Source organism: Citrobacter sp. Ca225, assembly GCF_030337175.1.
GTDB classification, from domain to species: Bacteria; Pseudomonadota; Gammaproteobacteria; order Enterobacterales; family Enterobacteriaceae; genus Citrobacter_A; species Citrobacter_A amalonaticus.
The window spans coordinates 1-18,767 of record NZ_JAOWCD010000080.1; the positions used below are offsets into that span (position 1 = coordinate 1).

Annotated in this window: 23 protein-coding genes, 1 tRNA gene and 1 pseudogene; 9 read left to right on the top strand and 16 right to left on the bottom strand. The window is 47.7% G+C overall.

All coding sequences use genetic code 11. From position 1 onward, the window contains the following. Nucleotides 1-32 precede the first annotated feature (32 nt). Nucleotides 33-1,001, top strand: a complete 969-nt coding sequence (locus OGW13_RS14615; protein WP_000654811.1) for an IS5 family transposase — start codon at nucleotides 33-35, stop codon at nucleotides 999-1,001. 50 nt (nucleotides 1,002-1,051) lie between these two features. Here OGW13_RS14615 and OGW13_RS14620 read toward each other — a convergent pair. From OGW13_RS14620 to OGW13_RS14630, 3 genes and pseudogenes are all read right to left on the bottom strand, one after another. Beyond that, a pseudogene (locus tag OGW13_RS14620) lies at nucleotides 1,052-1,156 on the bottom strand (EAL domain-containing protein); the annotation flags it as partial. Between the two features lie 141 nt (nucleotides 1,157-1,297). Next, nucleotides 1,298-1,882 carry a helix-turn-helix transcriptional regulator gene (locus OGW13_RS14625; RefSeq protein ID WP_114213006.1) on the bottom strand — a complete coding sequence of 195 codons (585 nt, stop codon included), beginning with the start codon at nucleotides 1,880-1,882 and terminating at the stop codon, nucleotides 1,298-1,300. A 118-nt stretch (nucleotides 1,883-2,000) separates the two neighbouring features. Next, nucleotides 2,001-2,711, bottom strand: coding sequence for a flagellar brake protein (locus OGW13_RS14630; RefSeq protein WP_114213007.1), 711 nt, complete (start codon nucleotides 2,709-2,711; stop codon nucleotides 2,001-2,003). A 212-nt stretch (nucleotides 2,712-2,923) separates the two neighbouring features. Between OGW13_RS14630 and OGW13_RS14635 the strand changes: the two genes are divergently transcribed. After that, a protein-coding gene (locus OGW13_RS14635; protein WP_114213008.1) for an IS1 family transposase occupies nucleotides 2,924-3,618 on the top strand; the annotation gives its coding sequence in 2 pieces (ribosomal slippage) (nucleotides 2,924-3,170 and nucleotides 3,170-3,618; 696 coding nt in all). Nucleotides 3,619-3,627: 9 nt separating this feature from the next. Here OGW13_RS14635 and OGW13_RS14640 read toward each other — a convergent pair. From OGW13_RS14640 to OGW13_RS14685, 10 genes are all read right to left on the bottom strand, one after another. Then, nucleotides 3,628-3,819, bottom strand: coding sequence for a DUF262 domain-containing protein (locus OGW13_RS14640; protein WP_305955580.1), 192 nt, complete (start codon nucleotides 3,817-3,819; stop codon nucleotides 3,628-3,630). Nucleotides 3,820-3,880: 61 nt separating this feature from the next. Next, nucleotides 3,881-4,192: a hypothetical protein gene (locus OGW13_RS14645; protein WP_114213009.1), complete on the bottom strand. Its 312-nt coding sequence runs from the start codon at nucleotides 4,190-4,192 to the stop codon at nucleotides 3,881-3,883. Nucleotides 4,193-4,250: 58 nt separating this feature from the next. Beyond that, nucleotides 4,251-4,964: a DeoR family transcriptional regulator gene (locus OGW13_RS14650; RefSeq protein WP_136088097.1), complete on the bottom strand. Its 714-nt coding sequence runs from the start codon at nucleotides 4,962-4,964 to the stop codon at nucleotides 4,251-4,253. A gap of 103 nt (nucleotides 4,965-5,067) precedes the next feature. Further along, nucleotides 5,068-5,817: a YaaW family protein gene (locus OGW13_RS14655; protein ID WP_136088098.1), complete on the bottom strand. Its 750-nt coding sequence runs from the start codon at nucleotides 5,815-5,817 to the stop codon at nucleotides 5,068-5,070. A 143-nt stretch (nucleotides 5,818-5,960) separates the two neighbouring features. Then, nucleotides 5,961-6,347: a hypothetical protein gene (locus OGW13_RS14660; RefSeq protein ID WP_223349776.1), complete on the bottom strand. Its 387-nt coding sequence runs from the start codon at nucleotides 6,345-6,347 to the stop codon at nucleotides 5,961-5,963. 74 nt (nucleotides 6,348-6,421) lie between these two features. Beyond that, complete coding sequence (locus tag OGW13_RS14665) at nucleotides 6,422-6,661, bottom strand: DeoR family transcriptional regulator (protein WP_071977973.1); 240 nt, start codon at nucleotides 6,659-6,661, stop codon at nucleotides 6,422-6,424. Next, nucleotides 6,640-7,104 (bottom strand): lecithin retinol acyltransferase family protein, encoded by a 465-nt coding sequence (locus OGW13_RS14670; RefSeq protein ID WP_023293479.1) that lies wholly within the window; start codon nucleotides 7,102-7,104, stop codon nucleotides 6,640-6,642. The genes OGW13_RS14665 and OGW13_RS14670 overlap by 22 nt, the downstream gene beginning before the upstream one ends. Nucleotides 7,105-7,162: 58 nt before the next feature. Continuing rightward, complete coding sequence (locus OGW13_RS14675) at nucleotides 7,163-7,591, bottom strand: DUF2787 family protein (RefSeq protein WP_049012548.1); 429 nt, start codon at nucleotides 7,589-7,591, stop codon at nucleotides 7,163-7,165. Between the two features lie 46 nt (nucleotides 7,592-7,637). Next, nucleotides 7,638-8,069: a hypothetical protein gene (locus tag OGW13_RS14680; protein WP_136088099.1), complete on the bottom strand. Its 432-nt coding sequence runs from the start codon at nucleotides 8,067-8,069 to the stop codon at nucleotides 7,638-7,640. Next, nucleotides 8,062-8,415, bottom strand: coding sequence for a hypothetical protein (locus tag OGW13_RS14685; protein WP_136088100.1), 354 nt, complete (start codon nucleotides 8,413-8,415; stop codon nucleotides 8,062-8,064). Before OGW13_RS14685 ends, OGW13_RS14680 begins: the two co-directional genes overlap by 8 nt. A gap of 567 nt (nucleotides 8,416-8,982) precedes the next feature. Between OGW13_RS14685 and OGW13_RS14690 the strand changes: the two genes are divergently transcribed. The 4 genes from OGW13_RS14690 to OGW13_RS14705 all read left to right on the top strand — a co-directional run bounded on the left by OGW13_RS14690 (nucleotide 8,983) and on the right by OGW13_RS14705 (nucleotide 12,660). Continuing rightward, on the top strand, nucleotides 8,983-9,282 hold the full coding sequence (locus tag OGW13_RS14690; protein ID WP_249417253.1) for a hypothetical protein: 300 nt from the start codon (nucleotides 8,983-8,985) through the stop codon (nucleotides 9,280-9,282). 131 nt (nucleotides 9,283-9,413) lie between these two features. Then, on the top strand, nucleotides 9,414-10,244 hold the full coding sequence (locus tag OGW13_RS14695; RefSeq protein ID WP_287116244.1) for a tyrosine-type recombinase/integrase: 831 nt from the start codon (nucleotides 9,414-9,416) through the stop codon (nucleotides 10,242-10,244). Between the two features lie 84 nt (nucleotides 10,245-10,328). Then, nucleotides 10,329-12,242: a DUF927 domain-containing protein gene (locus OGW13_RS14700; protein ID WP_266072294.1), complete on the top strand. Its 1,914-nt coding sequence runs from the start codon at nucleotides 10,329-10,331 to the stop codon at nucleotides 12,240-12,242. 49 nt (nucleotides 12,243-12,291) lie between these two features. Beyond that, nucleotides 12,292-12,660, top strand: a complete 369-nt coding sequence (locus OGW13_RS14705) for an Arm DNA-binding domain-containing protein (RefSeq protein WP_248188627.1) — start codon at nucleotides 12,292-12,294, stop codon at nucleotides 12,658-12,660. 53 nt (nucleotides 12,661-12,713) lie between these two features. Here the strand turns inward: OGW13_RS14705 and OGW13_RS14710 are convergent, their stop codons facing one another. Continuing rightward, a complete protein-coding gene (locus OGW13_RS14710; protein ID WP_266072310.1) occupies nucleotides 12,714-13,898 on the bottom strand; it encodes a tyrosine-type recombinase/integrase in 1,185 nt (394 codons plus the stop codon). 539 nt (nucleotides 13,899-14,437) lie between these two features. Here OGW13_RS14710 and OGW13_RS14715 point away from each other — a divergent pair. Continuing rightward, nucleotides 14,438-15,856, top strand: a complete 1,419-nt coding sequence (locus tag OGW13_RS14715; RefSeq protein WP_039260992.1) for a hypothetical protein — start codon at nucleotides 14,438-14,440, stop codon at nucleotides 15,854-15,856. 595 nt (nucleotides 15,857-16,451) lie between these two features. Here OGW13_RS14715 and OGW13_RS14720 read toward each other — a convergent pair. Continuing rightward, nucleotides 16,452-16,527, bottom strand: a tRNA-Phe gene (locus tag OGW13_RS14720). Nucleotides 16,528-16,696: 169 nt separating this feature from the next. On the opposite strand from OGW13_RS14720, the gene OGW13_RS14725 reads away from it, so the two are divergent. Together OGW13_RS14725 and OGW13_RS14730 are read left to right on the top strand one after the other, a co-directional pair. Next, on the top strand, nucleotides 16,697-17,542 hold the full coding sequence (locus tag OGW13_RS14725; RefSeq protein WP_044268503.1) for an AraC family transcriptional regulator: 846 nt from the start codon (nucleotides 16,697-16,699) through the stop codon (nucleotides 17,540-17,542). Between the two features lie 38 nt (nucleotides 17,543-17,580). Next, a complete protein-coding gene (locus OGW13_RS14730) occupies nucleotides 17,581-18,171 on the top strand; it encodes a LysE family translocator (RefSeq protein WP_109739547.1) in 591 nt (196 codons plus the stop codon). On the opposite strand, the gene OGW13_RS14735 is transcribed toward OGW13_RS14730, so the two are convergent. Beyond that, a complete protein-coding gene (locus OGW13_RS14735; RefSeq protein ID WP_287116250.1) occupies nucleotides 18,168-18,743 on the bottom strand; it encodes a transcriptional regulator in 576 nt (191 codons plus the stop codon). The two genes, OGW13_RS14730 and OGW13_RS14735, sit on opposite strands and share 4 nt — an antisense overlap. Nucleotides 18,744-18,767 lie beyond the last annotated feature (24 nt).

The window sequence follows — 18,767 nt, forward strand, 5'->3', positions numbered from 1 at the left end:
GGCTTTGTTGAATAAATCGAACTTTTGCTGAGTTGAAGGATCAGATCACGCATCCTCCCGACAACACAGACCATTCCGTGGCAAAGCAAAAGTTCAGAATCACCAACTGGTCCACCTACAACAAAGCTCTCATCAACCGTGGCTCCCTCACTTTCTGGCTGGATGATGAGGCGATTCAGGCCTGGTATGAGTCGGCAACGCCTTCATCACGAGGAAGGCCCCAGCGCTATTCTGATCTCGCCATCACCACCGTTCTGGTGATTAAACGCGTATTCCGGCTGACCCTGCGGGCTGCGCAGGGTTTTATTGATTCCATTTTTGCCCTGATGAACGTTCCGTTGCGCTGCCCGGATTACACCAGTGTCAGTAAGCGGGCAAAGTCGGTTAATGTCAGTTTCAAAACGTCCACCCGGGGTGAAATCGCACACCTGGTGATTGATTCCACCGGGCTGAAGGTCTTTGGTGAAGGCGAATGGAAAGTCAGAAAGCACGGCAAAGAGCGCCGTCGTATCTGGCGAAAGTTGCATCTTGCTGTTGACAGCAACACACATGAAGTTGTCTGTGCAGACCTGTCGCTGAATAACGTCACGGACTCAGAAGCCTTCCCGGGCCTTATCCGGCAGACTCACAGAAAAATCAGGGCAGCCGCGGCAGACGGGGCTTACGATACCCGGCTCTGTCACGATGAACTGCGCCGCAAAAAAATCAGCGCGCTTATTCCTCCCCGAAAAGGAGCAGGTTACTGGCCCGGTGAGTACGCAGACCGCAACCGTGCCGTTGCTAATCAGCGGCTGAGCGGAAGCAATGCACGGTGGAAATGGACAACGGAATATAACCGTCGCTCGATAGCGGAAACGGCAATGTACAGAATGAAGCAGTTGTTGGGAGATTCACTGACGCTGCGTGACTACGATGGTCAGGTAGCGGAAGCTATGGCCATGGTGCGTGCGTTGAACAGGATGACAAAGGCTGGGATGCCAGAAAGCGTGCGTATTGCCTGAAAATCCAGCCAGCTACAGGGTCGTTCGCACGAAATCTTATTTATTCAACAAAGCCCGACGAGCGTACCTTTTGGGGAAAACATCTTTTGAAAGACATAACGAACGGATATATCGTTACGTGATAAGTTATGATTGGAAAATAGCGTCGCATTCATTATCTCTCGTCAAAAATCAGGCCGAAGGTAAAGAGAAGATAATATTATTATAGGTGAGGTTTGTGTCGATGGGAATGATTATTAAAGGAAGGTTGCCAATGAATTAGCGGCTTTTGATTGGTCACCCACATATTTTTGGCTTCAGCACCGATACATATTGACTATCCTTTTATTCATTATCCGTGAGTTATTCATCCCCAGCTTCTTCATAATATGTACCTTATGGCTGTGTACCGTTTTGTGATCAATATCGAGGAGTAATGCGATTCTTTTATTGTTGTTGCAGGCAATGATTAACTCCAGAACCTGAAGTTCCCTGGAGGTTAGCGTACGCCGGGTACATAATCCCTGACAGCCATCGGCGGTTAAAGGTCTGTTGATGATGGCAGAGAAATCTGATAAAGATGATTCATCATTCAAAATCAATAAATTATCAATATCAAGCAACTCCCGAAACAGTCTGGAGAGGTCACTTTTTACAATTAAAACCAGCAACGCGCAGTGCGTAAGACGCTTGCGCAGGGAGTTAAGCAATGCGACAGTTGTGGCTGCAGATATATCCTTATGGATAGTGTTGATAATAACGGTAGTGGTCGATGGTGTGATGACTCCCTTAACCATATCCTGGAAGTTAAGGGTGGTGATGTTTTTTTCGTTATCAACCATATAATCGTGGATTGATTGTCCGATGATATTGTCGTCAGTATAAAGCAATATGTTTTCCAATGGGTTAAAATTTCCTGTTGATTATCTTTATCATAAAAACATCTTGCGTACTATTGCATTAATGTTGATTTAGGTTAAAGTGATTGTGTTTTTTTGAAATTTTATTTTGTCAGGTGAATTAAGCCAAGGATCGCCTGTTTTTTATTTTTCTATCAATTATCAATTTGATAATTATTTCTTCTATTTCCTCTTTTTTTTCTTCACTTTCGTAATAAAACATGCAAGATACCCTGAAGTTTGTTGTATCACATTGTTTGTGGTTATTTGTTTCGGATATATGTTTTATTTTTAAATTAACAAGGATTCGTCCGTACTCCCCAAGATTTAACTCTGAGTTTTCAAGTTTATTTCCACTTCTAATAAAACTATGCAAAGGTTCCGGGTATATAAACGAGCAACCACCTTCTGATATATCATTCAAGTGATATTTATAAATAGTGCCACTTCTGTATCTTCCAGAGCAATAAAACTGACTTTCGTACCTAACGTTAATTCTTGGTGATGTCCTTCGTTGTAGTATTGATAATGATTCAGGAATAATGAAGCATAGAAGATTGTTTGAATTTCTTTTGTCAGTGATTCGATTGTTGGTTGCGAATTCTATTTTCCCTAATGGACTGTGGATGATAAAATAAAAAATGCTCTCTTTAGGAAGATCTGGATAATAGGTGGATGGTTTTATATAGAAAAAATTACCTTCTACTTTTTTTAGTGTCGACTGGTGTTTTATACCATTACAATAGAAGTACAATTCAGATTGAATCCTGAGTTCATCTCTCAGAATTGCAATAATTTCATATTTGAACTTTTTAGAAACTCCCTCAGACATATTGACTCCCTAATCCAAAAAAAACAAAATTTTAATTTATTATCCCATGCTGGAATCGTATTTTTCTTAAAAAATACGCCCTCATAACCTATTGTTTAATTTAAAAAAATAGGATAATCCTATTGATTGGTGGTTGACATTGTCGAACTTTCTTTGGTGATGCCTCTAATTGGTTGAATCTGATGTATAATGCGGGCTTTTGAGGTTCTCTCATGCCCAGCGTTAACGTCCATTGTCCCCGTTGTCAGTCTCCTCAGGTTTACCGCCATGGTCAGAACCCTAAAGGTCATGACAGATTTCGCTGCCGTAACTGCCACCGCGTGTTTCAGCTCACTTACGCTTATGAGGCCCGTAAGCCGGGCGTTAAAGAGCAGATAACCGAAATGGCCTTCAACGGTGCCGGGGTTCGCGATACTGCCAGAACACTGAAGATTGGCATTAACACCGTCATCCGGACTTTAAAAAACTCGCGCCAAAGCGAATAACCTCTTCGCCCGTTGCCCATGCTGATGTGGCACTTATCTGTGAACTCGATGAGCAATGGAGCTTCGTTGGCAGTAAAGCCCGGCAGCACTGGCTCTGGTACGCGTACAACACCAAAACAGGCGGTGTACTGGCCTATACTTTTGGTCCACGAACCGATGAAACCTGCCGTGAACTGCTGGCGTTACTGGAGCCCTTCACCATCGGCATGATCACCAGCGACGACTGGGGTAGCTATGGCCGGGAGGTGCCGAAGGATAAGCATCTGACCGGCAAGATATTCACCCAACGTATTGAGCGTAATAACCTGACGCTCCGCACCCGCATTAAGCGGTTGGCTCGTAAAACAATCTGCTTCTCACGCTCAGTTGAGGTCCACGAAAAAGTCATCGGAGCTTTTATCGAAAAATACATGTTCTACTAATTGGATGCACTACCCCCACATCATGAAAGAGTTTATCGGGTAGTCTCGCATGATGGAATCAAACAGCAGACATATCTGACTGCTGCTCCAGACGAACTTCCTCTGAATTGCAGGCAGAAGATAGTGGCGTAAATTAATCGAATCTATCGCTTGTTTTATCGTTATTGCTTTTTCATACTGGCCAGCCATCATAAACCTCATATGTTATATTAGCTGGCCTATTTTAATTTAATACGTGTCGGTAGTACAGTCTTTGCACAAACTAATTTATGCAATGGAAAAGCTGACGGCTCGGTTTGTGTTTTTCATTCGGGTAGACGCGCATTGCGGATGCACAAAGTGATGAAACCTGTCTTGCTATATTTTTACCGAAGTTAACAAGAAGGCCGTGCTTTATTTTTTCACCGTCTGCCCTGATACTGATGATAAAACTGAACTGGTATACCGTTATGTCTGTCAGGTCATTGCCAAACGTTACGCTGGCAGCCTTATTTATTTCAATTTCATAATCCCTCAGGTCAGTGTTAAGTCTTGCTGTTGCATCTACAAGTGCGTATTCTTTATCAATAATCATAACTTTCTCACTTATCATGTTAATGTGATTTAATCATCACTAATAATATGTTGTGATTTTAATTACGATTATTCGTCTGTTTGCTCCCGTAATGCATTATCTGATGAATAATGTTCATGTGGGGTAACGCTTCCATAAATTCAGACTGTTCAATCAGCGAAATGAGCGCATTATCGATTTCAAAGATTGTATCCGGTAATACCTCAACCAGCCTGATTCGGGACAGGGAGATAACGAACACGCCCGGTGACGTACACCCGGCAAGAAACCACTCCGCATGGCTGCAAAGCAGGCGATAGGGATGAACGGTATGGCTGACGTTTTTATCGGTTTTGATACGTACCTGGGTCTGGTTAAGTATGGCGAGCGTCAGTCTGCTGAAATCCCCAAAGAGCGTGGGTTTCTGGCGCGGCTCCGGGAGCATAATCCTGTAGGGTGAAGGGTGCTCCCCGTCAAGCAGAAGGCTCAGCAGTTTGGCATCCATCGCGGGTAACAGACGGTCAAGATGCAGCAGTCTCGCCAGTATCTTCATATCCCGTTCCGTGCGGCGACGAAAGTAATGGGAGGCAAGCTGATACACGCCGTTGCTCTGTTCAATATCAAGGTACGTCAGACGGACGTTGAAATCCCGTCGCAGCGTACGCGTCGTCACCCCAAATTCTTCTGCCAGTGTTCCAATATGTAGCTTTTCACCCTGAAACAAACGGCTCAGGATGATGGAAAGGCGGGTTGCCAGTCTGTCATGTTCGTTTTCTTGTGTTATCAGCGTCATACATCGTTCCCGAATTTAGCCGGGAAATGATGCCAGCAGTAGCGGACAGGATTTGTCCGCCCTCTGATGTTTTTTAAAGCCTGAAAACCTTAAATGCTAAGTGTTAAACGTCAGTACTCTCAGGTGAATAAAGATGCTTCTGGCGCATGTAGGCAATAAAAATACAGGATGGTAACGTCACCCGGTATGCGGGACCGGCTAAATCTATCAGCAGCCAGAGAGAACTGAGCACCCAGCCCACGGGACCTGCAAAAGCGCCCATGGTACGTGTCAGCATGGCATTTCCTGCAACGGTCAGCCCTCTGCCTAACAGGGCTTTCGCCACACCATTTGTGACAACAAGTGCCATCTGATAGGCCGCAAACCCGGATGTTTTTATCCCCGCCTGGATTGCCATGGTCAGCAACTCCGGCGTGGGGTTGCTGTAGCCTGTCTGCAATTCTTCCGCCACGGTCTTTAGCTGATCGGGCGTCATCTTCTCAAGGCTTTTCTCCAGGATCTTCATCAGCAGATTCATTTCAATGGTTTCAACGCTGGATTTGTTGTTGTAGTTCACCTTCATTTTATCGCAGGCATCGGTGAGAATTTCCCGGTACAGCACCCCTTTCCCCCACCGGAGCAGCGTGGCAAAGCTGTTCGCCCCAAACGTCTGAACCTCGGCGGCAATGGCATCCCAGTAGCGCGGGTGGTTGGGCTTGTGTTTTTTATACTGAGGATCATAGGTCAGCGTTTCCGTGATGCGTGCCAGTCCGTCTTTCGGATCGCAGATAAGCACAGAAACCAGTAAATCCAGATCGTCACGATGGCAGTGGCGCAGAAACTCAAGGTCAGGGTCGTGTCGGTAGGTAGCCATATTTCACCTCATAGCGGATATTGGACCTGACAGTTTAATTACTCCCCCCGGACAGGACGTGTCCGGCTGATCAAGAAAAAGTAAAAAAAAACCTGCCCGAAAGCAGGTTTCTGTTCACCGGATGGAGGTATAACGCGTCGGGATTACTTTCCGCGCCATTCCTTTTCCACTTTATCCGCAAAAGCATCGCACTGCCGGGCATATTCCGGGTTATAGAGCAGCTCCGACTGCGAAAGCTGCATGGCGGTCATGCTGCCGTTACGGGCATTTGATTCGAGCCAGGTTCTGCCATAGGTTTTGTTCATCACCTGAAGTACCCTGTTGAATACCGGTCCGTTGAAGCGGGCATTGAGATTGACGCCTTTTACCTGAAGGCCGCTGTCACTGGTCTGGGTCAGGCGGGTGGAGTACATCGCGCAGAAGGTCGAGTTGGTTATCATCTGAGCGTCAGCCTGCTCGTCGGCGAACGCGCTGTGGCTGAAGGCGGAAAGCAGAATTGTGGCGGTTAACAGTTTTAAAATTTTCATCATGTTCCCTTATGGATTGAAAAGCGGAGACAGCCTGCCATACGGGGTGGTCAGGAGATGTCCGGCAGAGAAAAAAGTCAGGGTTTCAGCGAGGGAGCCAGTCGCCAGAGGTGAGGGCCAGCGGATTCCAGCACAAAGGCCAGATGGGTGAGGTCCCGTCTTGCTGTACGGGGAGACACGTCAAACTGCCGGATGATGTAGCGAACAGATATTGTCTGACCGTAAAACAGGGCCATGGTCAGTCGGATAAGCCGTTCTCCCTGTCCGGTGACACGTTGCCTGCAACGGCTGGCTTTCATCGTTGCCATACGCGCCATCGGTCCCCTTTCTGAAAAGAATCGAGGTGTCTGGCAAGCCAGATATCAGGGCACGAATCGCCGGTAACGCAGCGGGCAGTAAACCGGTGGCAGTTAAAGTCGAGCAGGCTATAAGGATAGCGCTGACCCACTGCCGCCTTTGCCCGTTCAGCGGCCTGCGCACAACCCTGAGGCGTCAAATCCATACAGTCGGTATACACCGAGATAGCGGAGTTCCAGCCATCGAGCCGGTCAAGAAACCCTTTGGCCTTACTTTTGATAACGGTTCCATCGCCATCAAGATGAACAATATCGCCGTTACCCACATAGATACCGCTGTGTGCGGCAAGGCCAAAAAGCAGTTCGCACTGCACGATACCACCGTAAGCCGGTTCATCGACGCAGGAGAGAATGCAGTTATCGATAAATGAATCCACGAAGTTCAGCAGCAGAAGCCGGTACATAACATTCAGTTCCTTACTACGGGGGAGAGGGGGGATGCGGGGGAAACGTTGTGAACACTCAGCTTTCCCACAACGTACGGACCGTGAAAACCCCCATATCGTGGTAAGCCATAAAGTTACTTTCCCATAGCGACCAGAACTCACGGGCGTCGACATGAGAGATATCGCCACAACGGGAAAGCCACGTGTATTGTTGCGTCCAGCTCACATCGACATCTTTTTCAAGCTCAGGCCATGGATGCCCTGCATAGTGAAAATCGGTGACGTAATCGAGCTGCCAGTCTTCTCCGGCAGGGATGAGGCGTATTTCGACCGGATGCCAGCCGCCCTTTTCCGGTGAGTATTCAGGGTCACGGAAGTTAATGGTTAATCCGGTGATGGGGTGACGATGAGGCGGTTTTTGCGCGAGGATATCCAGAAGCAGTTGGGTGAACGACCGGGAGAGAGGCAGCACATAGCCGCCCTGCAATATTACGGGTGATGACATAGTGAATTTCCTGATTTTTGGTTAACAGAACACAGAAAAAGCGGGGTTAGTCCTGGCTGAGCGTAGCAAGCTGCGTCATACGATGCTGCCAGTCGGCATAGCAGCGGTGCATAAAGAGTCTGCTGCTGTCCGCTTCGATAAGGCAGATATCCGGACTTCTGAGTACGGCGGCAAGAAACCCGGCGTTGTTGGTGCTGCCCTGACCAAATAGTGGTCGAAACACACGCGACGGAAAGCTGTCCTGCTGCTGTTCAAGAATGGCGTGAATCGCATCAAGCGTTATCCATTCACGGGAGAACAGGCCTCCTTCGCCATTGGCGGTTAAGCGCAGGGCAAGGCTTCCGGTATCACCCTCCTTACCCAGCTCATACGTCAGCAGCCCCTTACTGTGGGGGCTGATTTTCTCGGCGTCCCCACTGTAGAACACGGTATAGCTTTCGGTGACGGCGGCTTCGGTAGCGATTTTTTTCTTACTCATGGTTCAGTGCCTCAATCAGGTTCTGTAGCTGCGGGATAACGGTTGTTTCCGGGAACACCAGATAGATACCCTGTCCGTCATCGCAGACGATACCGAGCAGGAGATACCAGCCATCATCAAGTGCGGTGACGTATTCCGGGTTAGCCAGTGCGACTGCCAGCAGCGGGTCTTCGGGGAGCGTGTCATCGTGGTTGAGATGCCAGAGCAGGGTTCCCGTTTCGTTCCAGAAATCGGTAAACAGGTCGATATCATCGACAGGGCCAAGGATTTCATTGCTGAGGGCCACCAGTGCGGAGGCGGGCAGGTTGAGAAGGGGAATACTGGTGGGAGTCGTGAGTTTAAACATGATTATCTCCATAACTAATTGATTCATATTGATAATATGTTTTCAAATGACTTTTAGTTACATTTTTTTTACGTTGTTTGCTTATTTTGGATTATGTCCTTAAATTTAGTGGTGGGCTGGCGTTAAATCCCGTTTTTTTTAGATTTTAAGCGTTTTATAAAGAAATTAGCATGAGCTGTTTTAACTGAAAATGAGAGAACGCTTGCGCACAATTGCTATTGATTTTCTTACTTATTTTCTCAATCACAAAACGCCTTAAATAGTTCAAAAAACAAGCAACACCCCATAATCGATATTCTTTATGGAGAGAAACGACGTTCAGGCCTGAAAGTGGGGGAGTGGCACTTTCAGGAGATTAAGGGGGCAAACAGGCCTCTTTAACGCGTGCTTTTCTCACCAAAATGTCAGAGTCGGTGATTTGCACTTCAGTATTTCTGCCAATACTATTCGCTTCATGTGCTGGCCAGCATCTAACTCAATACCCTTAATTTGTATTAATTGAGCGAGATGTATGCATTATGAAACCCGATAGTTCTTTAAACCTAATAACGCTGACAATGAAACAGAATGATGTTGATTCTGTGGATGGTCGCTTTTGTAAGTCAGCGCAAAACATCAAAACCAGCGTTGACGTTGATGATTGCTGTGTTGAACCAATGGCCCGACATCGCAGCCCAAAGAATCAAAGAGAGGCATTCACTAAAGCTTTTTTTGATGAGTGTAAAACCCGTGCAATACAAACTGGCCGGACTATCGAAGCCAGCGATACAAAATGTACCGGGCTTAAGGCTATATTCCACTCATCCGGACGCATTAAGTTTATTGTCCGCAAAAGTATTCGCGGAAAGAATGTTTACGTTTCCGTAGGAAGTTACCCTGAATTTTCCATTAATAACGCAAGGGAGCATGCCTTTAAAATAATTCAGGAGCTTAAGGCTTCCGTTGAGACTTATGGTGAGCGTTTTCTTACTCACAGTAAAATGACGTTTAATGAGCTTGTGGATGAGTATGAGAAAAGCGTACTCAGCACAGGCGTTAAGCGTTCAGCTAACACCGATCTTTCTAAGATCCGTAAATACCTGCGCCCTCTTCTCGGTGCCAAAAAGCTGGCAGGTATGACGGAGGCAGATATTCTGAGCTATCTGCATAATCTCGATCTCAAGCCTGCCACCCGCAACCGCCATCTGGCGCTCATTAAAGCGGTGTTTACCTGGGCTATACGCATGGGATACATCAGCCGTTCTCCGGCGCTTTATATCAAAGCGCTGCCTGAAGTGACGTCAGATCGCCGCGCCATGGATGACTCCCAGCTTCAGCGCTGGATGGAAGTCTGTGAGTGCTGGCGTAATGGTAAACCCGATCATGAAGCCCTTACTCTTCTCATGTTCCTTGCCCTGACGGGGCTGCGTCTGGGGGAAACCCGTCACCTTCGTCTTGAAGATGTGGACTGGAGCCGCAAGGTTATCACCCTTCGCCATACCAAAAACGGCAAACTACGCCGTGTACCGGTATGTGATAAGGCTTTCGTTCTTCTGACAGAACAGCGTCAGCATCTGGGTGATGAAGGCTGGGTATTTCCGGGCAAGGGAACCGACAATCCGGTTGCTGAGCCACGTCGCCTGCAAAAACGACTTTGTGAGGCTGCGGGTATTCCACCGTTCACCATCCATGAGATGCGTCATACCTTTGCGACAAAGCTCATTGAGAGCGGGGCCGACATTCACACCATCAAAGATTTATTGGGTCACAGCACTATCAAAGTAACCGAAATATATGTGCACAGTTCGCCCGCGCGTTACCACGAAGTCGTTAACCGGGCGATGGGATAACAACCTTCACTCAACGGTATGGTTTTTAACTATGGTTCTGATGCACCCGTTTTCTGACGGTGGCGTAATTTGATGGTAATACACATGAATAAAAAAGTGACAACTAATGTTCCTAAGGTTTCCGGGATTAAGCGTATTCGCGTTTTTGCTGACCGCGATAAAAATTTCACCAAAATGTCGGAGGCAATTATCAGGCGTGCTGAAAAGACTGAAGTCGGTGAAGATGATATCGCTTCACTCGGTATTAGTGATGGGCTGCCACGGCATTATGTGAATACGGCTGATGGCCTTTTCTTCATCGGTGGACAGAAACCTGTGCTGGTTTGCGGTACGCCAGTTGTGCCTGTCGCCCTGTTTTGCGGGAAAGATAAGGAGTCCAGTCTTGGGATTCGCCTTATGACCGGTAACGGGCTGGGTAAGTATGTTAAGGCCCTGGTGCGCTTTGAGGATATTGTTCAGAGCGGTGCTCAGGTAGTAGGCAAACTGGCAGATCGTGGATTTTGTGTTGGCTCCTCTCCACAGCAGTTTGCCCTTTTTGACCGTTTTCTTCAGCGCTGCCGGAGTTTACCGCTGCCTGTCTATCTGATGGCAGATGCGATGGGATTCGTTTCGGAGGATATGGCCTTTTTACATGGTTATGAGCCCGTTGTGACCTCTCTGACCGGGTTTGATTATCTGCTGCCGGGATTCCGCGTGCGTCCCGGACTGCACAAAGGTGGGGCTCTGGAGGAGTGGATTAACCTCATCCGGGAAAATGTCCATGGCTGGGCGCAGACCTTTGCGCTGAGTGCGTCCTTTGCTTCGATGCTTCTGGTTCCTGCCGGTATGGATGTGGGCATGTTTCATTTTCACGGCGTATCCACCACCGGTAAAACGCTTCTCCTGATGCTGGCTGCATCGGTCCATGGTGATGGCAGCGAGCCGGGTAGTGGGGGGAATGTAAATATTATTCGCTGGAATACCACGCCTAACGCGATGGAGCGCCTTCTCGCTGACTATTCTGGTCTGGTCGCCTGCGTCGATGAACTGGGTGCGAGTAATCATAAGCAACTTTCCTCACTGCTTTACAACATTACGTCAGGTACGGCAAAAGAGCGCCTGAACCGTGGCCTGACGGCAGATGAGCCGTTTAAATGGCGCATGTTTATTCTCTCCACCGGTGAGATGTCAATCTCCGAAAAGCTGGCTGAACAGAAAGCCGTGTTACAGGGAGGGCAGGAGCACAGGGCCATCAGTATGGAACTGTTGCCTGAGGATGCTCAAAAACCGGATGAACCGGTATCAGAAACACGTGCCCGTGCAGATGCACTGAAGACGGGGCTGGCAGAGGCTTATGGTCATGCCGGGCCTGCATTTATCGGCAAACTGTTATCCGGGAAAAATACGGCTGGCGGTCTTCGCACCTACGCAGAGTTTTCATCCTGGCTCCAGGAACAGACAGATGCCTGCTGTAACGCACTGGAAGAGGCCCTGAGGGATGAGGGGCGTGATATTACCCGCGTTCAGCGGCGCGGACTGAAAAGATTTGCGCTGGTATGGCTGGCAGGAGAGAAGGCGCTGAAATATGGCCTTTTACCTTTCGAAAGCGATGCGGTGGCTGAATCCGTTATGTCCGCTGCACGACGCTGGCTGGATGATAACCAGAATCAGTATAACCCGGTGCGTAACATGCTGGAGGAGCTTCAGCTGACGCTGGTGACAAAAAGCAGCAGGCACTTTATCACCCTGCGTGACGAACATGCCCGATGCCCGGGAGATATGTGGGGATTCGTCCATTACAAAACCGGCGACTTCCTGATTTATGAATCGGTGTTTGAAAAGCTCTGTTCTGAAAAGGGACTTAAGACCGTTGATGTGGCCAGACCGTTAGAGCGTTCCGGTTATCTGCTTGGCGAAAGTGCCGGACACTATAAAAAAAGAGCGCTGAAGACGATGGCGCAGTCTTACTACCAGGTCAAAAAAGCGTTTCTGAAATGCAATGTGATGACCGAATTTTAACCCTGAATAAAACCATTTTGACTGAATAACAACGAATAGAAGGTGATGTATGATTTTTGAATCAGACCAGTACTATGACGGTTTTCCTCACGCTATCAGCAGCGAAAATGAAGAAAAAACCTCATTCAATGATTACGCTCTGGTTAACACACTGGCGGAGTGCCTGTATCACGACATTTCTCGTGAAATCTTCGATGGCAGTGAGCCGGCGCTCCGGGCCGTCATTGCCAACGGTCAGATTAAATTCCTGGCTCGTTATACGCTTAGAGGGGCCTGCTATTATGAACCCCTCGGCAGGTTCCCTCGTATGTCTATTAAAGACGCGCGCGAGTGTGCTCGTGAACTCTATAACAGATATGATGATAACCGGGTGCCGGATGAAGAATATGGGGCCGCTTATGAGAATATCCCGTTCTGACTGATGGCTGAACAGTAAAAAAAGCAGGGGCATTTGCCTCTGCTTTTCTGTTATCACAAGGACGGTAGCTGAGCCGTTATCCTTTCCGCCAGTAACTGACTGGTGTTCTGTAAGCGCTGAGGATGAAGATGCGCATACCGTTGTGAAGACTGACTGCTGCGGTGCCCCAGTTGAGCCTGAACGTCATACAGTGTTCCGCCGTAGGACACGATGAGGGCGGCAACCGAATGGCGGCAGGTATGAATACACACTTCCTTGTCGAAAATTCCCGCCCGACGCACGATACGCTGAAAGGCTTTAACCGGGTTACTCAGCGGCATTCCCTGTTTTTTACCAATAAACAACCACGGATTTCCCCGCTGCGTTGGCAGCGTTCTGATTACGTCCATCGCCAGTGAGTTAAGGTGAACAATCCGTCCATAGCCATTCTTGGTTTCAGGGAGCCACAGGGTGCGTTTAACCGGGTCAACATGCTCCCACTTAGCCAGACGCAGCTCATCACGACGAAGGCCGGTCAGTAACAGCAGTTTGACATAGCGGGCAGCTACAGGGCTGGTATCGTTATCGGCGGAGAGAAAAATACGACGAATTTCGTCCTCGGTAAAATAACGCTGTCGGGCGTTGTTCTCCCTGAGTAGCTGTACCACCCTTGCCGGATGAACAGAGGTCATGCTTTGCCTTCCGGCCCATGTAAAGACGGCTTTAATGAGTACGATGACACGGTTACAGGTAGCCGCTGACAGGGAAGTACTTAACGTCTGCTGAAGGCGCAGAATGCTCGCTGGTGTGATATCGCTCAGCAGCCTCTGACCAATGGCGGGACGGATATGATCGCGGTAGCGCTGAACATCCTTTCCCCAACTGCGTTTAGCGGATTTTGCCCATGGCAGATAATGCTGATTAAAGAGTTCATCGAACGTCAGCTCCATTCTCTTGTTTTCACGCTCCTGCTTAGGGTCAGTGCCGGTGGCAAGGGAACGTTTGTGTTCTATGGCAATCTGACGAGCAAGATTGACGTCCACTTCAGGCCAGTGACCAATGGCGATGGCGCGTTTTCGTCCATGATAAAGGTAGCGTAGCAAAAACTTTTTACGACCTTCTCTTCTGCTGACCAGACACTTGAGGCCGGAAATCTCGGTGTCGCTGTATTCGGCATCGGTACTGCGTGCATCGGATGTGTTAGGGGGCAGGGATTTAATGAGCTGATTAGTAAAACGGAAGCGTTTCGCGCTGGACATATTACCTCCTGTGACTGGTGTAAAGAACGTCAGGGTTGACCCATCCCCGGCACGGCGCTGTTAATGGCTGAGTTGATTTTCTAGCGTGGCGAAGGGAATACAGGTGCCACATGAGATGAATGAAGACGAGAAATGCCGCAAAAATAGGTGTTACGGTCTGTTTCTGGTCTTAATGGAAAAAATACCGGTGGGGGATGTATTCAAAAAAATAATATGTGCTTTGATTGATTTTAATTACATATATGGTCGACATTATCCAGAAATACCTTATTGGAGAGTATGTGCTTATTTTGAGAGCATGCTTCTGCATTAATGATTAATCATTAATTTAGTAGGTGTTGTTTTTTATAGGGCTACATTTTTTAATTTTGGTGTTGTAGGTTTATTTCATGATTATGTGGAATACATCGTCTTTGTTCTGACCCCCCTATCTCAGTTGATATAGTTGTTTTTTTTGGGAAGGGAGGGCTTGTGGGTTGATTTTAAATTTAATTTTCATTATCTTCTTAAGGTAACCTCATATCAAAAGGACAATGTCAATGAAGTTTTTCTCCACTGGTTTCTATGTTTCGAATGATGTTTTATTTGACGATGTATTCAATGAGTGCTTTTCTTGGATTCATGAATCACCACACACAAACTTTATACCTGCACAATTGGCGTGTGACTATCTTAGTGAAGATTTTTATGTAGAGTCAAGTAATGAAAGGATTGATGTAATTACTCATGGCAACCAAGATGTTCAGTTAGGTTGCTTCAGATATTCTAAAATTTCCGAACCACACAAATGGGTAACTGATATATCTATAAATAAGAACTTAATAAATAATACGGTATGGATCCAAGTTGAATCAAGTGTGGTTAGTCAGGAGGCTGCGTATTTAGCACCTCAACCTAAAAAACCTTTGATAGTAATTAGGTTGATAGATAAATTTTCTGGTGGTTTGGATGATGCCTTCAAAACATCAATAGAACCTGATTACCTTTCGAATTCTGAAGAGCATTTAAAGTTGGCGGCAAAAGTTATCAATGGAGAAACTGAAAACAGGCTGCCAATAATCTATGTCAGTTCGAAATATTTTTACAATGAACATCCTCATAACATTATTCCTGAGCGATTAGCAAGAAAGGTGTGTGGCATAGCTCATGTTCTAATTGAACCTCGTGAGAAAATGTTTTCAATAAAACTAAAAAATGAGACAAATTCTAAAAATGCTTACGCAGGTGCAGTCGGAATTTACTGGCCGCGAGGACAAAATATCTCCTTTTACCGTCGGGGTGAGAAAACAGCGAAGGAGTTTGAGGATGAATTATTTGATGATGTCGTAAAAGCCACATCTACAATGGCTCCCGTCTCTGAGGGGGGATGGAGTGAAATACAAAAAAGAAGAACTAAGGATTCTATTAATACACTTAAGATTAGAGGTGAATACACAAGTGAATTGATGGGTTTGTATGAGGCCGATAATGTTGCAAAAGATGAAACAATAGAAGAACTCAAAAGTAATATATTATCTTTAGAATATCGTGTTCGAATGCTTCAATCACAAGCTTCAGCTCAAGGAAGTATAGTAATGAATGCAGGGGAAGAAACTGACTTTTTCAATGGTGAGATCAAAGATGTAATAATAGAAGCACTGAAGGTTGCTATTGTGAATACGAAAGAGGGTAGTCGAAGTAATCATATATTATCTTCTTTAATTTCCAATAACCCTCAAACTATGGAAGCAAATTCGCGTCAAACTCATTTGAAAAGAGCACTTAATGGCTACAGGAGTATGGATAAGGCAACGTCAAGGCAGCTTAAGGAACTTGGGTTTGAGTTGTCTGAGGAAGGTAAGCATTGGAAGTTAGTATATAATGGTGATTCCAGATACTCTTACATTCTTCCTAAAACAGGGAGCGACTATAGAGGATCTTTGAATGCTATTTCTGATATAAGTAATATTATTTTCTAACAAAATCTAGCCCCTTATAAAGGGGCTGGGTTATGGCTATTTTAAATCGGTAATACACATTGTTTAATGTAAGTATTACAGTTCAAAGTTTATGTTCAGGTAAGGAATTCCGATGGGGCTGAGTCATTTTTTAATGACGTGGAAAGCGGGGGATTTTGCTGATGCGAAGAATCATAAGGTGAAAAAAAGGAATATTACAGGTGGAGTAGATGGTGGAAACACCCGACTGACAAGGGGAGTTGATAACGCTGAGTTCTTCCCCCTTGCCTGAAGAGGAGTCTCCCCGGTCTTCCCTCGGGGGTAATGGAAGGTAATTTGTTGTTAAATAAAGTAAATTATGAAATCCCCCATTTCCCCCGTATTCTCTGCTTCATTATGAATAATCTTAGAGAAAGGAACCGTAGAGGACCGTAGAAAGACCGTAGCAGTGGGGTAAGGAAGAGACACATCAGAGGGTGTTGAGGTGTGTAAAAGTAACGAACATCTGCGAAAATGGCGAGAAATCCAGCAAACAAATAACGTGTTGCAACGACCAGAAATCTACCGTAGCCAGAAAAGGAAAAAGCCCCGCTTTGCAGCGAGGCCTTATGAATATTGGTGCCCGGACTCGGAATCGAACCAAGGACACGGGGATTTTCAATCCCCTGCTCTACCGACTGAGCTATCCGGGCAACGGGGCGCATTAAACCGTAATCATGCACGACAGTCAACCTAATTTAGGGAAAAGCTGTTCAACTGCTTAAGTTTGCGGCAATCTGTGCGTTTCTGCGTTCAGTTTGCACAAATCTTCCAGACAGATGCGTTCTGAACAGGCAATGCTGGCAGCGAGAGGAGGGCAGTATGGCAAACGACTGGCTTGAGCTGCGACAACATGCCGATACCGGTATTGAGACAATCAAAGCCCATTTTGAAGGGCATGCATTTGACCCGCACTGGCACGATAGCTTTCTGGTCGGTATTACCCTTTCCGGTACGCAGCAATTTCACTGTCGGCGTGAGTGTCACCACAGCCAACCGGGTGATGCTTTTTTGCTGGAGCCGGGTGAGATTCATGATGGCGATGCGCCGGTGGCCGGTGGGTTTACCTATCTCACCTTTTATCTGGATGAGCAGTGGCTGACAAAAACGTTGCAGGGCCTTTATGACACCACGCCGGACAGCTATTCCCTGCATTTCAGCCGGACGCTGTCGCGTGAGCCGCAGCTGGTGCGCGCCATTGGCGAAACGTTTAACGCCTTGCATACCGAAGAGATGCGTATTGTGCAACAAAGTACGATGGATCATCTTCTTTCACAGCTCACCACCCATTGCCACTGGCGAAAGCGCCTCCCTTCGCAGATACAGAGCGCGGCGATCGCCCATCGCGCCCGGGATTATCTGCATGCGCATATGGGTGACAACATTGGCCTTTCCGATCTGGCGCGTGAGACCGGAACGGATCGTTTTACGCTGACGCGCAGCTTTAAACGCGAGTTTCACCTCGCTCCACACGCATGGTTGATTCAGCTACGGCTGGCAAAGGCACGTCAGATGCTGGCGAAGGGCGCGCTGCCGGTTAATGTCGCAGCAGCGTTGGGATTTGCCGATCAAAGCCATCTGGGGCGCTGGTTCCAGCGTGCGTATCGTATTTCGCCTGCGCATTACCGTCGCTTGTGCACAAACCTTCCAGACGTTTACAGGAAATAGCGTCACAGTCAGAAGCTCAACTAAAAAGGAGTCTGCCTGTGAGTATCGCGCCGTTTTTGCTGTTTGCGTTTGTCGCCTCTATCACCCCCGGTCCCACCAATATCCTCATCCTGGCGAACAGTCAGCATCATGGCGTGAAAGCGACACTACCTGCGTTGGTCAGCGGTTGTGTGGCGGCGAGCATGATTGTGTTGATTTCTGGGGCCGGGGCTGGGGAGATATTGCATCAACATCCGCTGGTGCGGCAGGTGATGAGCTGGGCAGGCGTAGCGTGGCTAAGCTGGATGAGCTGGCAGTTATTCAACGCTCCGGCTGCGAATCTGTCCGGAAAACCATCTCATCGCTTTACCGCGCGCGCCGCGGCGCTGCTGCAGATAGTAAACCCGAAAACGTGGATGATGGCGTTGGCGGTGGTGAGTCTGTTTGCGCCGACCGGGAGTCACGCACTGCGCGATATTACATTGATGGCGCTGTGGTTTTTGCTCATCTCTATCGGATGTTTGCTGTGTTGGGCGTGGCTGGGAAAGGCGGTAAACCGAGTGTTTCGCACCACCGTGGCGATGGTGCGTTTTCAGCGTGTGATGGCGTTGTGTTTGTTGATCTCTGCGTGGGCGGGAGTGTTTGCTTAGGTCAGCGCCCCGCCCTGGCGGCACTGGGCAAAGCGCAGAATGTCTTCTGCCATACGATGCGCCGTCTCCACATCCGCATGGCTGCGATTGACCAGCATACGGCTCAGACAGCCTTCCAGCACCAGTTCCATCTGTTTAGCCACCATTGCCGGATCGTCAATCTCCAGCGTGGTCAGCAGTTCGTGAGTGAAATCGTGCGCCGCGCTTTTTTGCTGATTTGCCAGTTGATGAATGGGGTGCGACGGATCGGGATAAAACGTACAGGCGGCGATAAACAGGCAGCCCGGGTAACGATTGTTACTCACGCACTCTGCCAGCGCCGTGTAGCGGGCCAGCAGCTTTTGCTCGGCACTCAGGGTGTCATCCAGCAATAGCTGGCGACGCCAGATATCCACCTGTTGGCTGAGATAGCGCAGCGCGTCATACAGAATGGCCTCTTTGTCCGGCCAGAAACGCTGCATTTCATCGAGCGGATAATCTACGCGCTCGGCCACCATCTCCAGTGTGGTGTTCGCAATCCCATGGATCTCGAGTAATTTTAGGGCTTCTCCCAGGACATCTTCACGTTGCACGGTCATTCCTCCGTCTTTACCTCT